This window comes from Bradyrhizobium ontarionense (assembly GCF_021088345.1).
Classification (GTDB): Bacteria; Pseudomonadota; Alphaproteobacteria; order Rhizobiales; family Xanthobacteraceae; genus Bradyrhizobium; species Bradyrhizobium ontarionense.
The window spans coordinates 2,912,582-2,927,729 of record NZ_CP088156.1 but is presented as its reverse complement, the minus strand read 5'-3'; the positions used below and the strand labels follow the sequence as shown (position 1 = coordinate 2,927,729).

Below are 15,148 nucleotides of genomic sequence, written 5' to 3'. Positions count from 1 at the left end.
TTCAACGCAGATGCCGGTCGGAGCTGGCGTCGCGAATTGCGTCTGAGTATGTCCGAGCGCCGCTGTCTTAACGCGGGGTTAAGACCGGGTGACGTGAGCCTGTCGCCGGGCTCGCGTCTCGGCGTCACAGCTTCGCTGCGCGGCGCCTCGTCCGTCCCGGAACGACGGCACCTTCGGATGCGCTGCACTTGTAGCCCGGACGAGCCGTGCGCGGGGCCTAAGGCACCGCTCACGGCGATATCCGGGACAGCGGTCCCGCGTGTCGCTGACGCTCACGCGGGCCACAGGACAGTTGCCGAGATCGCCGCGGGGGCGGGGGACGGCTGCGGCCAGCTCGAAGACGATGACCAGCCTAATTGCCGAGGATCTTTTCCGCGGCGGTGACGATGCTGACCGTCGGATGCTCGGCGCAGTACTTGCCGAACTTCTTGGCATTCTCGACGAACACCTCGGTGTCGAAGATGGCCTCATCCTGGTCGCCCTTGTACCAGCCGTCGAGCCAGATCAGCACCATCTTGATGCCGTCATCGCCGCTTTCGACGAACTGCTTGCAGCTCATGGTCGAGAGATCGAGAACGACGGCCGACGCCGGCGCGGACGACAGCATCAAGGCAGCGGCAAACAGCGTCGCAACGACAGATTTCATATGCTTTCTCCGAATGACTATGATGAAAAACGACGAACTATGCAGAGCCTTCCCGATGCCTTCGCGAAATGAGAGCGAACTGCGTGACCATGGTCGCGCTGGAACCGGGTGAGATAGAACTGGCGGGATCGACTGCAGATGTCAAGGACAGCGGCGGTGAGTCGCGCGACAACCAGCGGTATGCGAGGCAAATCCTGCAGGCGTCAGAACCACCAATGCGGGCCAGCCGCCGCAGCCTGCTCCAGGTCGCCTTCGCTGCAGACGAGCTGCCGGGTTGGCTGGAGCGGCTGGGCCGGTGAAGTTCGGGGGGCGCCACCGCACGGCGATGCCTTGACCCGAACTCATAACAATTGATTGCGGCGCCGCAATGCTTCGCGGCGGCCGACGCGTCTGAACATTCTGTCTTTCATACCGCAGAGGTATGGGGGAACGGAGAAAGGCGAAGTTCGAGCCGGACTCAATTGCAAGTAGATCGCGGGCCGGCTAAGTTCGTCGTGCTGAACTTTGGGAGGTGTCGATGGAAAATCGCGAAGTACTCCTTGAGCAGGTGAGACGCGCGTACAAGGCGCGCGACGCCGGGTTGCTGGACGACCTGATGGCAGAGTGTCATCCGGATGTCGTGTTCACGCTGGCTGGCGACCAGAGCGCCAGCGAAATGGTGGGGTGCATGTGTGGACACTCCGAGGTCAAACAGGCCGCGGCCAAGCTCATCGATACGTTCCAGTTCGTGCGGCGAGACATCCTGACCGAGCTGGTGGATCAAGACCGCGTCGCCGTGCGGTCCCGGCTCACCGTGCGAAGCCGTCCTACGAACATGACGCGGGACACCGAGATCATGGATCTCTTCCGATTCCAGGACGGGAAGATCGTCGAACTGATCGAGTTTGCCGACACCGCGCTCATCAGGACCATGGTGTCGTAGCGGGGTGAGCGCTGCGCTGCAGATCGGCGAACGCGTAGTCGGTCATTTTCGGGAGCGAACGAGAACGGTGGGGCGCGCCTTCGGCTGCCCCGCCGCAGCCTTGCCATTGTTGTCCCTCGCATCGCTCACGCGCGCTGCCTGCCGCTAGAACCGCGGATAGCGAACGACCCAGCCGGTGCGTCGCGCCAACTCCTGAAAGTTGTCGTCCAATCCGCTGGTGCGGCCGTAGCTGGTGGCGCTGATCCGCCGGACCGGTTCGCCGGCTTCGAAATGGAATTGGACGATGCCGCCCCGATCGCCGGTGAACTCCCCCGTGTAGTTGGGATAGCGACCGTCGACGCCGAACAGGAACAGCCAGATCCGCAGCGGCAGCGGCGTGGTCTGGCGCGCTGCCTTTGCTTGGACCGTCTCCTCGGCGTTATAGGTGAATTCGACGCCGGGAAAGGCCGCGGCGAGTTGCCGCTTGACGTCGGCGACGCTGCCCAGCGGGGCCCTGTCCGGGTGCTCGATGACTCCGCGAAGCGAGACGTCGTCCCTGTCCTGCCACTGCGATGCCTGATGTCATGCGAGCAGGATCATGGGATCATGCGTTCATGATGGCGACATCCGGGACCGCCGCCCGCGTGTCGCTTGCGCCTTTGCGCCTTTGCGCGTGTGCGACGGCGCAAGGCGCGCTCACGCGGGCAAGGTTCGCGTTGATTGCCAAGTGCCGATCATTCGCTCTAGTCTTCCGCGCGCATGACCCTCGCGATCTCTCCCCAGCAACGAACACAATTCACGCAAGCCGGCGCGCTGCACCTCGCCGCGGCGCTCGATGCGGCCGCCCTGCGCGAGCTCGAAGCCGCGCTGAGCGGCCATGCGCCGGAGCAGGCGGGCAAGCGCCTGCAGGGCATCGCGGCGCTGATGCCGTTCCTGGCCAATCACGGCCCGGTCGGCCAAGCGGCCGGCGCTGTTCTCGGCGAGGGTGCGCGGCCGGTGCGTGCGGTCTATTTCGACAAGACCACGGCAGCGAACTGGGCGGTCCCGTGGCATCAGGATCGGACCGTCGTGGTGCGCGAGCGCGTCGAGGTCGCCGGCTTCGGTCCCTGGACCATCAAGGGCGGCCTGCAGCACGTCGCGCCGCCTTATGAGGTCCTCGCGCGCATGGTCACCCTGCGCGTGCATCTCGACGCCGTGCCGGACGGCAACGCGCCGCTGCTGATCGCGCCCGGCTCGCACCGCCTCGGCCGCATCGCGGAAGCCGAGGTGCCCGCTGTCGTCGCGCGCTGCGGCACGGCGGTGTGCTGCGCCGACGTGGGCGACATCTGGCTCTACGCGACGCCGATCCTGCACGCCTCCGAGCCATCAGCGCGGCCCGGCCACCGCCGCGTGCTGCAGATCGACTTCGCCGCCGATGAGCTGCCGGGCGGATTGGCTTGGATGGGGGTGTGAGGCTGGCATGGACGTAGAGGGTGGCCTGCCATGAGACGGATGCGCGCAGCGTTGTTTGGTGGGATCGTGGCGGTGTCGCTGGTGGGCTGTCAGACGACGGAGCAGGCGGAGTTTCTCAGCCACGGCCCTAGCGACAGAGCCGAGTTGCTTGCGAGCTATTCGCGCGAGCGGAAGTGGCGCATGTTCAAATACGCCAATCAGGTGGTCCACCCGCCGATGATCGGACTGGCATCTGTCCTGGCGCGTGACGGAGAGCCGATGCTTCGGCTGATCCTGGCAAGCCTGGATACGACGGACAACGATCTCGACTATCGCGACGCGTTGCAGGTCTTCGCGGAGATGGAGCGCGCCGGCACGTATCGAATCTGCGCCGACCGCCCGGTTCTCGCGAAGATCGAGGACTATCGCGACAGGATCAGAGATGCCGGCTGGCGTGCTTTCTATGGCGACAGGCTGCGGGATCTGTGCCGCGCAAAGCGCAGCCGGTGAGGCACCGAGTGGGGCGGATCAGCGAAGCCAATCCGTCATTTCCAGGCGCGAAAGCTCAGCGGGTTGGCCGCCTTCCCGCCGCCGCGGATCTTACCTCGGCTTCAGTATCGTCGTGAGTCCCTCGCTGAGAAGCGCCATCCGATCCGGCTCAGCTGCCCGCACGCGCCATTACGCCGCGACGATCGATTGGTTGTTCTGGAAATAGTCGAGCGGATCCCACTCCGTCTTGGCCTGGGTCAGACGTGGCAGGTTGCCGCCGTAGTAGAGTCTGAGCGCGCCCTCGCGACCGCCGTACTGGTTGAGGTCGGTGTCGGGATAGTTGATGTAGCAACCGTCGACATTGTTCGAAGGGTCCTTCGCGGGGTCGGGGACGCCGCCAGAGGCGGCGTACATGTCGCGGTAGAAGTCGCCGATCCAGCGGATGTGCGCTTCGCCGTTCGGGCTTGGGCCACTCTCCACGTCCTGCCAATAGGTCTGGTACTGCAGCTTGAACAGCGAGCTTCGCTGCCACACGGCGGTGGCATGCGGGGCGACGGTGTTGATCTTGCCGCCGTAGCTGTCGACCTGCAGCAGCGATTGCGACATGTCGATCGGTTCGCCGCCGGCTTCCGTGGGGTAGTGCCTCAGGTAGCGATAGATGGTGGCGATCTGATCATCGGGAAAATCCTTGCGCATATAGGCCGACTTGTACTTGCCCTTCTGGTTCGGGCCGGACCCGTTGAGGGTCTGGACCGCCTCGAACCAGGTCAGGTCCTGATACGGGATGGCGTTCGCGAGATAGACGGGATGACCGATGAGCGTGCCGCGATGCGGGGTCGCGGCGGCGTAGATGCCGAACTGGTTCAGCGTGGCTTCGAGCAGCGGCAGGATCGTCGACGATCCCGGCGCGCCGTCATAGGCGTATTGGACGACCAGCGAGACGGCGCCGGCCGCCTCGTGCGCGAGTTTCAGCAGCGCGAACGCCGACGGCGGCATAGTCCGCGTCAACACCTCGAAGCTGGCGATGATCTGCTTGAGATAGGCCGCGCCGCCTTGCGGCACGATGGTATCAGCCCAGCTCCAGCTCATGGTGTAGATTTCCGCGCGCTGCGGCGCCTTCGGAAGCGTGGCGAACTCATAACGCGTGATCAGGCCGAAATTGCCGCCGCCGCCGCCCGTATGCGCCCAGAACAGATCCTGGTCCGGACCCGGCGCGCTTTGCCGGTTGACGCGCTTGAACACGGTGTTGCGGTTGCGGTCGACCGTCACGACGTGAACGCCGCTCAGCCAGTCGACGGTCAAGCCGAATTCCCGCGACATCAGGCCATAACCGCCGCCGCAGATGTGTCCGCCGAGGCCGACGGAGTAGCAGGACCCGGCCGGCAGAGTGAGGCCGAAGTGCCAATAGAGCCTCCGGTAGAGGTCCCAATTGGTGCCGCCGCTCTGGGCATAGTAGACCCCCTGTTGCGCGTCGAAGCCGATCTCGTCGAGCAGGCTGACGTCGATGAGGGCCAGCGTCTGCTCGCTGAAAACGAAATCCTCGTAGCAGTGGCCGCCGCCGCGCACCCGGACATGGCCGGGACCGAAGCCGACCGCCTTGGCGAGCGCGATCTGTGCGCCTTGCTCGGTCAGCGGGACGAAGATCACCGCGCAGTTCGGCGCCAGCCAGCGCCGATTGAAACCCTGGGTGAGCCCGACGAATTGCGGACTGTTCGGCTCGAGCACCAGCAGGTCGGTCCCGGCGGCAGCCCCTGCGACGGCCACGAATTCGGACCTTGCCTGCGCGGCCGGCCGGCCGGTCGATGCAAGCAGGCTGGCGATCGATCCGCCGGCGGTTGTCCGCCGCTTCAATAGTCCGTGGGCTTCCATGACCGCCTCCCTGCTGCTTCGCTTGCCCGCGTGGCGCGCGCCGAACGCGAGGTGAGCGAAGCAACTCTTCGCCCTATCGTCAACCTGTGATTGAATGTGTGTTCGGGTGCGATCGAGATGCCGGCCGATTGGCCGCGACCCGACGGGCAAATCGGTCCGCCCCGGCCAAACCCTGTCAAGAGCTTCTGAAAAACATAAATCGCTTTCCGCCTCCCCCAAATCAGGCTTATTGTCCCGCTCGTTTCGTTGCACGGTAGGGGACGGTTCGCGGTCGTCACGGACGTTGGCAATGGAATGCGATGGACGCGGGCGGGCGCGGTGCTGTTAGCACGGACGAACGGCCGACCGCGGACGGTGAAGGCGTGTGGTCCTGATACTCCGACGCTAGTATCAACGTTGCGACGAAGCTTCGCTTCGCGCAGGGGATGGTGGCCAGAAAGCCCGGCGCACCAGGGAGAGCGCGCTATAGCCTGTTAAAACCGTCGCGCGGGGAGGGCCGGGTGTTTCGGCCAGACCTGTGGTGACTGCCGCCTGCTTTTTTTCTGCAGGCGGGCCACGGGCGCGGCCAGCGCCCGGCCTTCCCTGCGCCCTCCACCTGATGAGGGCGGGACTTCGAGCATAGCTCGGGCGCGGAGCGCGTCGCGAGAACGCAATGTTCACGCCTGGCTCAGCCCCAACGCTGTTTGAGATGGTGGATCAGTGACCGCCACGGGCGTCATTGCGAGCGCAGCGAAGCAATCCAGGGTGTCTCTGAGGAGGCAGTCTGGATTGCTTCGGCGCAAGGGCGCCTCGCAATGACGGAGTGTGGACAGGCTGAGTGCCACAAACTCAGCTGCCATCGTCCGCGCAGGCGGACGATCCAGTTTTCCAGAGGCGGCAGTGAGCTATCGAGACGCCGCGGCGTACTGGGTGCCCCGCCTGCGCGGGGTACGACCATGATGGGGGGAGAGACAGCTCGCGCTTCACGTCCATTACTGTCGCGCGTGCCTCATCACACCGCTTGCGCGGCCGTAAGGCGCCGCTCACGCCACCAGCACGGCCTCCGCGGCGAGCACGGCGTCGGCGCCGTCGGTGACGGTCTTTTCCAGGGACGGCGCCTGTACCGCAAACGTCTCGGCGAAGAAGCGCGCCAGCGCGACGTGACGGGCGCCCTCGGTCTCGTTCTCGCTGCGCGCCGCCAGCGCCTCGTTGGCCAGCATGCAGCCGCCGAGCGCCGAGCCGAACAGGCGCAGATAGGGCGTGGCGCCGGCGAGCGCGTCGTTCGGCGCTGTCGCCAGCTTTTCCAGCAGCCAGCGGCTGGAACGGTCGAGCGCACCCAGCGCGTCGCGCAGCTTGGCGCCGGTGGTGACGAACGCCGGATCGTTCGAGGTCTCGACGCGGCGGACGATGTCGGTGAGCTCGTCGAGCAGCTTGAACACCGAGGCGCCGCCATTGGCGCCGAGCTTGCGGGTGACGAGGTCGATTGCCTGGATGCCGTTGGTGCCCTCGTAGATCGCGGTGATGCGGGCGTCGCGATAATGCTGCGCGGCGCCGGTCTCCTCGATGAAGCCCATGCCGCCATGGATCTGGACGCCGAGATAGGCGACCTCGTTGCCGATGTCGGTGGAGAACGCCTTCGCGATCGGCGTCAGCAGCGCGCCGCGCGCCGCGGCCTCGGCGCGCACGCCTGCATCCTTGGCGCGCACCGCGACGTCGAGCGCCACGGCGGTCGCGTAGCAGATCGTGCGCGCGGCGGCGGTCAGGACGCGCATCTGCATCAGCATGCGCTTGACGTCGGGATGGGCGATGATCGCGTCCGAGCCGGTGCCCTTGCTGCCGATCGCGCGGCCCTGCTTGCGCTCCTGCGCGTAGCTAAGCGCCTGCTGATAGGCGCGATCAGCGACGCCGACGCCTTCGAGGCCGACGCCGAGCCGCGCCTGGTTCATCATCGTGAACATGCAGCGCATGCCGGCATTCTCTTCGCCGATCAGATAGCCGATGGCGCCGCCCTCGTCGCCCATGGTCATGGTGCAGGTCGGCGAGGCGTGCATGCCGAGCTTGTGCTCGATGCCGGTGGCGTAAATGTCGTTGCGGGCGCCCAGCGAGCCGTCTTCGTTGACGAGGAACTTGGGAATGAGAAACAGCGATATTCCCTTGGTGCCGGCGGGCGCATCCGGCAGCCGCGCGAGCACGAAATGCACGATGTTGTCGGTCATGTCGTGGTCGCCATAGGTGATGAAGATCTTGGCGCCGGTGATGCGATAGCTGCCGTCGGCGGCGCGCTCGGCGCGGGTGCGCAAGGCGCCGACGTCGGAGCCGGCCTGCGGCTCGGTCAGCTGCATGGTGCCGGTCCATTCGCCGGAGATCAGCTTGGCGAGATAGATGTCCTTCAGCGCGTCGCTGCCGTGGGCGTCGAGCGCCTCGATCGCGGACAGCGTCAGCAGCGGGCACAGGCCGAAGGCGACGTTGGCCGCGCTCCACACTTCGGTGCAGGCGGCGTTGATGGCGAGCGGCAGGCCCTGGCCGCCATGCGCCTCGGAACCGGACACCGCGTTCCAGCCGGCCTCGGTCCAGCGCTTGTAGGCATCCGGCCAGCCCGGCGCGGTCGTCACTTGTCTGTCGGCGAGCTTGACGCCGTTCCTGTCGCCGACCTGGTTGAGCGGCGCCAGCACGTCGGCGGCGAACTTGCCGGCCTCCTCGAGCACGGCGGTGGTGATGTCGGGGTCGAAATCGCCGTAATGGCCGGCCTCGACCGCCGCCTTCAGCCCGGCGCCATGGTTGAGGGCGAGCAGCATGTCGTTGAGCGGGGCGCGATAGGTCATGGCGTGTCCTCGAGGGTCGAACGTTGTCGGCTTGGCCGCCGTCATCCCATGAAACCGGCCGGGCCTCAACTTTTTCGGGTGTTTCCGCAGCGGGGCGCCGCGGCGGCCCGGGCCGGGAGGGATAAAGGCTTGCCGGGATTGACGAATTGGCGGGAACGGCGGATCACCGGAGCGGCTTGCAAAATTCCCGCGGCGCGGCGGTTGAAATGGGCGGGCGCGGTCTGTAGACCACGGGCGCCGATCCGGAATCGCATGGCGCCCGCGCGCCGGCCCGATCCGGCCTGCCTGATGGGGCGTAGCCAAGCGGTAAGGCAGCGGATTTTGATTCCGCCATTCGGAGGTTCGATCCCTCCCGCCCCAGCCAGATTTCTGGAGCGAAGTCAGTATCTTATATTTTCACGATCTTGTTGTTCTGAAACTCGCCAGACGCTGCATTCTGAAACTCTGTTTGCGTTGTGTTCGCCAAAACGTGGGCTCGCCGTTTGCGTGTTGCCGCAAGGATGCGTGGTGCTGTGCGCTTGGCGTAGCCGGCGCTTTCCCTTGTGCGGTGTGCCGATAGGGCGCGGCCCTGTCCCTCCGTAAGTTCGGTTTCCTGGCAGCGACAGCGACGCGCGGCCGGCGGAGCCGGACGGGATGGAAGCGAGCAACGACTGTGTGTAGGGCTGTTGGCGATGATCGAAGATCTTGCTGACGGCACCGGGTGGAAACAGCGACGCATGCTTCTGGAAATGCCGAATGTGCCGCGCTGGCGAAGCAGGGACGGGAAAAGCACCTGAGGCTTTCGACCTGACGCGGTGAAATTCAATAGAGATGCCAAACTGAGCAGCACTTAGTAGAAAACTACAAAGTCGCGGTGCTGGTCGGCGCTGAACTTGAAATTGGCGAAGGCGCTGGCGACATCCAAGTCCCGGGGTCTGTTTGAAGTACTCAACTGGCCCGGGCCTGCGCAAGGACCGCCCACGATAGAAGCTCGCTCTGTCCCAGTACGCTCGCCCGCGGCAGAGCCAGAGGTGCGGGCAACGAGGGACTGGTCGATCGTTGGGTGCGACATTCTCTGAGGCCGCGACTTGTGGATCGATTGGCCAGCACCGCTGGGGATTTCATCAACGAGATTGGCTCAGCGCCAAGCAACGCGTGTCGTCCTCAACCTCTCTGATCCCCCTCCATCCCATTCGCTGAGCGAACGACCGGTTGCTCAGATCTCAGTTATGAAATCTCAGATACAACTTGGTACCTCATACGCAACACGATGATATCATTACTTAAATCTTCAATGTCGGGATTGTGATAGCGGAGCTTTTTTGGCCCCATGCGATCGACCGGTCGGCGGTTGGCTGCCTCTTGCGGAGGAGCCCGACAGGCAAGCAGGGGTATATGTCATTGAACGTCAGCACGCGAAGCTTGGTCATGGGCGCAGCCATTGGCGGATGCGCGATCACTGCGGCAGGCCAGGCCGCCGCTTACGAATTCGGATCTCCTGGATGGGCACAGAAGCCGGGCATTACGCTCGGCGGCGGGTCCGCGGGCACTCCACCGCCGGGTCTTTATTCCTTCAACCAGGTCTTCACCTATCAAGCGAAGATCGTCGGCCCCGGGGCTCCGAACGTCGGGGGGGCTTCCACGCCCTTTCACGCAGCCGTGGAAGCCAATGGCCTGCTGTGGGTGCCGGGTTGGACGTTTCTGGGTGCAACCTATGACGCCGTGGTCGTTCAACCCTGGATCATGGCCGACGTGGGCGCGCCGGTGAACATCAATCTGGTCGGCATGCACAATACCTTCATCGTGCCTGCCGAACTGAGCTGGAAGCTTGGAGACAGCGGCGTCTTCATCAAGGCAGGTCTCGGCATGTATGTGCCCGATGGCACGATAGCGGGCGCCAACGGTCTCGCCAGCATCGGCAATCCCTGGTGGACCTTTCAGCCCAACCTGGTGGTTTCGTATCTGAAGGACGGGTGGAATCTCACCGCTAACTTCTATCGCGAGATCAACACCCGGAACACGATTACGAACTACCGGTCCGGCGACGTTTTCCGTGCCGAGTTCACTGCAGCCAAGACGATCGGCAACTGGACCGTAGGGCCCATCGGCTACTACATTGGTCAGGTTACCAATGACACCTCGAGCGCATTCTACGGCGGCGCGATCAACACCAACCGATATGCGCTGTGGGCCGCAGGTGGCCTTGTCGGCTACAATTTCGGCCCCGCGGCGTTGCATGTGTGGGCGACCAAGGAATTCGCCGCCTCGGCGTCCGGAGGAACGGCCGGACCTCCCGGCATTGATACTGCATCGATCACCAGGGGCTACTCCGTCTTCGCAAGCTTGAGCTTCCGGCTGCGCTACCAGCAGCTCGACCCGGTGATTCGCAGGGCGCGCCTCGACCATGACCTGTTCGGCTGGACGAGCGGTGCGGCAGTGCCGCCTGGAACGAAGGATCAGCGCAGGTTCTTCGAAGAGGCTGTCTTCTTCGGCATTCGAGGCGGTGTGACGGTATCGATCCGCGGCGGCTTTGGCCGCATGTCGGCCTTCACGCTGACCGGCGTGGCGTGTGCGGAACACCTCGGCCGTCTCTCTCTAGCGGTCATGAGGTCCCATTTGGACGCTGATGCGAGTTTCGGCAGCTGGCGGAGGATGTATCGAGCCGGCCCGCTTGCGTTCCAATCAGAGGCCCCGGGACCTGATACAGGGCCCGCTAGGAAGCTGCTGGCGAGGGATTGCCGACGCGACGACACCAGAGGTTTCTCAAACTAGACATCTGCGAAGTCGGAGCGCCCATGCTCAGATTGCTTTCCCTCAAAGTCGTCCTTGGCTGACACGGACACCGAACAATCGAGAAAATCCCCTCAGAAAGGTCCAATCCGCCTCCGACATGTTCTGTTAACTTCGTCCACGCTTCGCAGGAGCCGACTTCAGGAGTTGAATGCTTGAGGGACACATGGACCGATTGTCAGGGAAGATCGCACTCATAACGGGCGGCACCAGCGGCATAGGATTGGCAACCGCAAAGCTGTTCGCGGATGAGGGGGCATCCGTCTTCATCACGGGGAGACGTCCGGCAGAACTCGAGGCGGCCGTCGCCGCGGTCGGGCCGAGTGCCAAGGGAGTCCAAGGCGACATCGCGCACCTTGGCGATCTCGATCGTCTCTTCGAAGAGATCAAGAAAGCCGAGGGGCGACTCGATATTCTCTTCGCGAATGCCGGCCTCGGCGAGTTCGCTGCTTTGGGTTCGATAACTGAGGCCCACTTCGACAAAACCTTCGGGGTCAACGTGCGCGGAACGCTGTTCACGGTACAGAAGGCGCTGCCTCTCATGGGCGAAGGTTCCTCGATCGTGCTGAACGCTTCTATCGCCGGCATAAAAGGCATTCCCGCATTCAGCGTATATGCAGCGACCAAGGCAGCGATCAGGTCGTTCGCCCGCGGCTGGAGCGTCGATCTGAGAGATCGAAAGATCCGCGTGAACGTCGTGAGCCCTGGCACGGTGCCGACGCCGGCCTACGACAAATTCGGCATGACGGACGACCAGATGGCCGAGTTCCTGAAGGGGCACAATGATGTGGCGCCGGTCGGACGGGTTGGACGGCCGATCGAGATCGCCGAGGCGGTCCTTTTCCTGGCGTCCGACAAAAGCTCCTTCGTCAACGGCGCCGAACTGTTCGTGGACGGCGGCGCTGCCCAGGTCTGATCGTCCCCACGAGGTTCGAGGTCGCCGCAGCCGAATCCTTACCTAAGGCGATGTCTGTTCAAGTCGAATGTCGACCGGACCGGGACAAGATGCACCGGACTTCGGCTCGGTCCTGGGTGAAGGAAGGACAACGGTATGCCGGAACGAAATGGAAGCGAAGTCGCGTGGAATCGAAGACAATTCCTCGCTGCCGCATCGACGGGTATCGTTGGAGGTACGGTCGCGGGACGTGCGTCGGCAGAAACGCTCGCGGACGTGCCTACTCGCGAGCCGGGAGCCGATTTGGGCGCGCTCAGCGCGCGGTCGAAATACGTGCAGATCGGACGGATCCCGGAGGCGGGTCCAAGGCGCCGCAACGTCGATCCCGCCGACGCCATCAACTCAAAAGCCCCGTTGCAGAAGCTCGTGGGCGCAATCACGCCGTCCGACCTGCACTACGAGCGAAGTCATTCGGGCGCAGCCGACCTTGACCCCTCCAAGCACCGGCTGCTCGTGCACGGCATGGTCCGCAAACAAGTGGTCTTCTCCGTCGAGGACTTGAAGGCCATGCCGGCAACATCCCGCATCGCCTTTCTGGAGTGCACCGGCAACGGCTGGGAGAATTGGAAGAAGGCCGACGGCAATCTCACCGTTCAGAACACGCATGGGCTGGTCAGCACCAGCGAATGGACCGGCGTGCCGCTGAAGTTCATTCTTGGTCTTGTGGAGAAGGAGACGGCTGCCACGTGGATGCTCGCCGAGGGTGGAGACGCCGCCGGCGTGGCCCGCAGCATTCCGCTCACCCAGGAGATCGTCGATGAGGCGATCGTCGCTTACGGGCAGAACGGGGAACCGATCAGACCGGCGCACGGTTTTCCCATCCGACTGATCCTGCCCGGCATGGAGGGCAATCTGAACATCAAATGGCTGCGTCGTCTGAAATTCGGCGACCAGCCATGGATGACCCGGTGGGAGACGGCCCGTTACACGCAGCTTCTCGCGAACGGGAAGGCCAGGCAATTCCAACTGCGGATGGAGACCAACTCAGTCATCACGCAGCCGTCGGGCACCATGCAGATACGGCCGGGATACAATCGCATTTCGGGACTGGCCTGGAGCGGCCACGGCAAGATCGCCAGGGTGGACATCAGCACCGACGGCGCGAAGAGCTGGCAGGAAGCTCAACTGAACCTTCCAGCTCTGCCGAAAGCCCAGACACGCTTCCAGATGGATTGGATCTGGGACGGCAAGCCGACGAAGATCGTCAGCCGCTCGATCGACGACAAGGGCAACGTGCAGCCAGACCGGGACTCCTTCATCGCCACGATGGGGACGAACGCCCTGTTTCATTACAACGCCCAGCAGACCTGGAGCATCGACCAGGCGGGAAGGGTCGAAAATGTCCTGTCGTAGAATGGCGCCGCTTTCGGGCGCGATGGCGTTCGCCCTCGTCTCCTCGGCAGTGGCGTCGGAATTCGGTCGCCCGGCGACCCCGGCCGAAATCTCGCTGTGGGACATCGACGTTCGGCCGGACGGCAAAGGTCTGCCGCAAGGCAGCGGCACGGTGGCCAAAGGCAAGGAAGTTTTCGCGGACAACTGCGCGGCCTGCCATGGGGACAATGGAGTTGGCGGCATCAAGGATCGGCTGGCCGGCGGGCAAGGGACACTGGCCTCGGCCATGCCCGTGAAGACGGTGGGAAGCTTCTGGCCGTACGCCACGACCCTGTTCGACTACATCCACAGGGCCATGCCCTATCAGGCGCCTGGATCGCTCAGCGTCGACGATACCTACGCGGTTGCCGCCTACATTCTCAGCCTCAACGGGATCCTGCCTCCGGAGGGCAAACTCGATGACCACTCACTGCCTGAAATTCGTATGCCCAACCGGGACGGCTTCATCCCGGAACCGGAATTCAGCAGAAGCAGGAAATAGGTTCTCCATGGCGAACGCGACAAACTCGCAATTCCGCCGCTCGCAACGGCTTTTGCTCGCAGCAAAAATCGTCTTTTTTTTCGCCCACCTCTCAGGAGCAAACGCCATGGCCGCCGAAGGATTGATCAGTCAGAAGAGCAACTACGAGCCGAAGGAGACCGTGGGGCGGCTCGAGTCCGCAGTGTCCAGGCGAGGCCTGACCATCTTCGCGCGGGTCGATCACGCGGCCGGCGCCGCGGAGGTCAATCAGCCGCTGCGCCCGACCGACCTGCTGATCTTCGGGAATGCGAAGGGCGGAACCCCGGTCATGCAGGCGGCCCAGACCGCGGGCATCGATCTGCCGCTGAAGGCGCTGGTCTGGCAGGATGCAAACGGCATCACATGGTTGTCGTATAATGATCCGGCCTGGATCGCCGCTAGGCACGCCGCGAGCCCCGATGCCAAAGCCGCAATCGAGGCGATGTCGAAGCTGCTCGAGGGCATTGCAGCCGAGGTCGCGTTGGAGAAATAGTAGCCCCACGGCGTCGGTGCCGTGAACACCGCCTCGATGTCGATCGAGGCTCACTTGGCTGTGTAGAGGTGGGACAGGTACACCAGCAGCGCAATTCCCATCACACTGAGTAGCCCGCCCAGCACGATGTCCATGCGTGAGCCGCGGATCTGGCGCTCCTCCTCGTTGTCGATCATGGTCGCGTTCCGCAGAAAGCGAACGGTCGCGAGGACAAACAGAAGCGTTCCCACGGCGATCGCCGAGAGTCCCGCTATGTCTGCGAGTTCACGCTCCGGCGGACGCGGTGTGGCAGCGCCAGCGGCCAAGCCGGCGGCCTCCAGCATCAGATCGAATCTTTCGATCAGGAATCCGAATGCCATGACGGCGATGGCCGTCCGTATCCAGGCCAGGAACGTGCGCTCGTTCGCGGCATGATCCCGGAAGTTGCGTATCATTTGTTGTCGCCGGCGTTACCGACGGAGGATTCGGAGTCGCCCTCGGTCGTGATGAACACCGGAGGCTCGTCGTAGCCGCCACGGCTGCTGTAGAACACCAGGCCCATGAGCCCGAACCCGACGGCCAGTGAAAGGACCACGCCCAGAGCCATCGAGACGTAGCCCGAGGTCGTCACTTCAACGCCACTTCCAAGTCTCCAGCCGAGGTAGGCGACGAAGCCTGATGCTCCCAGAAGCGCGACCAAAATCACGATGATGGCCCAGGATCCCACGCCAAGACGGGCATTCGCCGTCGTGGTCCCGGCGGCAAAAACCGTTTCCTTTTGGGGGGCGATCATTTCAGTGCTCCCTCTGACGGATTCGCCTGCTTCAGCAGCTTAAGTTCGGTCTCGAGCTCATAGATCCGCTTGTCTCGTCTTACGAGCCCTCGTCGCGATCGCGGAACGTGCCTACGAGAATCTCTCCATTT

Annotated in this window: 14 protein-coding genes and 1 tRNA gene; 10 read left to right on the top strand and 5 right to left on the bottom strand. The window is 64.0% G+C overall.

Annotation, left to right across the window (positions count from 1 at the left end):
* Nucleotides 1-352: 352 nt before the first annotated feature.
* Nucleotides 353-646, bottom strand: a complete 294-nt coding sequence (locus LQG66_RS13200) for an HdeA/HdeB family chaperone (protein ID WP_231326649.1) — start codon at nucleotides 644-646, stop codon at nucleotides 353-355.
* Nucleotides 647-729: 83 nt separating this feature from the next.
* Here LQG66_RS13200 and LQG66_RS13195 point away from each other — a divergent pair, with 83 nt between their 5' ends.
* The 4 genes from LQG66_RS13195 to LQG66_RS13180 all read left to right on the top strand — a co-directional run bounded on the left by LQG66_RS13195 (nucleotide 730) and on the right by LQG66_RS13180 (nucleotide 3,488).
* The gene (locus LQG66_RS13195; protein WP_231326648.1) at nucleotides 730-945 is read left to right on the top strand and encodes a hypothetical protein; all 216 of its coding nucleotides are present in this window, start codon (nucleotides 730-732) and stop codon (nucleotides 943-945) included.
* Between the two features lie 218 nt (nucleotides 946-1,163).
* A complete protein-coding gene (locus LQG66_RS13190) occupies nucleotides 1,164-1,568 on the top strand; it encodes a nuclear transport factor 2 family protein (protein WP_231326647.1) in 405 nt (134 codons plus the stop codon).
* A 738-nt stretch (nucleotides 1,569-2,306) separates the two neighbouring features.
* Nucleotides 2,307-2,999, top strand: a complete 693-nt coding sequence (locus LQG66_RS13185) for a phytanoyl-CoA dioxygenase family protein (protein WP_231326646.1) — start codon at nucleotides 2,307-2,309, stop codon at nucleotides 2,997-2,999.
* 30 nt (nucleotides 3,000-3,029) lie between these two features.
* Nucleotides 3,030-3,488 (top strand): hypothetical protein, encoded by a 459-nt coding sequence (locus tag LQG66_RS13180; RefSeq protein ID WP_231326645.1) that lies wholly within the window; start codon nucleotides 3,030-3,032, stop codon nucleotides 3,486-3,488.
* Between the two features lie 168 nt (nucleotides 3,489-3,656).
* Here the strand turns inward: LQG66_RS13180 and LQG66_RS13175 are convergent, their stop codons facing one another.
* Both LQG66_RS13175 and LQG66_RS13170 read right to left on the bottom strand, forming a co-directional pair.
* Complete coding sequence (locus LQG66_RS13175) at nucleotides 3,657-5,336, bottom strand: FAD-binding oxidoreductase (RefSeq protein WP_231326644.1); 1,680 nt, start codon at nucleotides 5,334-5,336, stop codon at nucleotides 3,657-3,659.
* Nucleotides 5,337-6,358: 1,022 nt separating this feature from the next.
* The gene (locus LQG66_RS13170; protein ID WP_231326643.1) at nucleotides 6,359-8,137 is read right to left on the bottom strand and encodes an acyl-CoA dehydrogenase family protein; all 1,779 of its coding nucleotides are present in this window, start codon (nucleotides 8,135-8,137) and stop codon (nucleotides 6,359-6,361) included.
* A gap of 289 nt (nucleotides 8,138-8,426) precedes the next feature.
* On the opposite strand from LQG66_RS13170, the gene LQG66_RS13165 reads away from it, so the two are divergent.
* The 6 genes from LQG66_RS13165 (at nucleotide 8,427) to LQG66_RS13140 (ending at nucleotide 14,245) form a co-directional block, all read left to right on the top strand.
* A tRNA-Gln gene (locus LQG66_RS13165) sits at nucleotides 8,427-8,501 on the top strand.
* A 1,043-nt stretch (nucleotides 8,502-9,544) separates the two neighbouring features.
* Entirely contained in the window at nucleotides 9,545-10,888 is a 1,344-nt protein-coding gene (locus LQG66_RS13160; protein ID WP_231326642.1) for a transporter, read from the top strand.
* 184 nt (nucleotides 10,889-11,072) lie between these two features.
* Nucleotides 11,073-11,822 (top strand): SDR family oxidoreductase, encoded by a 750-nt coding sequence (locus LQG66_RS13155; RefSeq protein WP_231326641.1) that lies wholly within the window; start codon nucleotides 11,073-11,075, stop codon nucleotides 11,820-11,822.
* A gap of 135 nt (nucleotides 11,823-11,957) precedes the next feature.
* Nucleotides 11,958-13,214 carry a sulfite dehydrogenase gene (gene soxC / locus LQG66_RS13150; RefSeq protein ID WP_231326640.1) on the top strand — a complete coding sequence of 419 codons (1,257 nt, stop codon included), beginning with the start codon at nucleotides 11,958-11,960 and terminating at the stop codon, nucleotides 13,212-13,214.
* A 1-nt stretch (nucleotide 13,215) separates the two neighbouring features.
* Nucleotides 13,216-13,734, top strand: a complete 519-nt coding sequence (locus LQG66_RS13145; protein ID WP_231326639.1) for a c-type cytochrome — start codon at nucleotides 13,216-13,218, stop codon at nucleotides 13,732-13,734.
* 106 nt (nucleotides 13,735-13,840) lie between these two features.
* Nucleotides 13,841-14,245: a DUF302 domain-containing protein gene (locus tag LQG66_RS13140; RefSeq protein ID WP_231326638.1), complete on the top strand. Its 405-nt coding sequence runs from the start codon at nucleotides 13,841-13,843 to the stop codon at nucleotides 14,243-14,245.
* 50 nt (nucleotides 14,246-14,295) lie between these two features.
* Here the strand turns inward: LQG66_RS13140 and LQG66_RS13135 are convergent, their stop codons facing one another.
* Both LQG66_RS13135 and LQG66_RS13130 read right to left on the bottom strand, forming a co-directional pair.
* Entirely contained in the window at nucleotides 14,296-14,679 is a 384-nt protein-coding gene (locus tag LQG66_RS13135) for a YidH family protein (RefSeq protein WP_231326637.1), read from the bottom strand.
* Complete coding sequence (locus LQG66_RS13130; RefSeq protein WP_231326636.1) at nucleotides 14,676-15,017, bottom strand: hypothetical protein; 342 nt, start codon at nucleotides 15,015-15,017, stop codon at nucleotides 14,676-14,678. The genes LQG66_RS13135 and LQG66_RS13130 overlap by 4 nt, the downstream gene beginning before the upstream one ends.
* Nucleotides 15,018-15,148 lie beyond the last annotated feature (131 nt).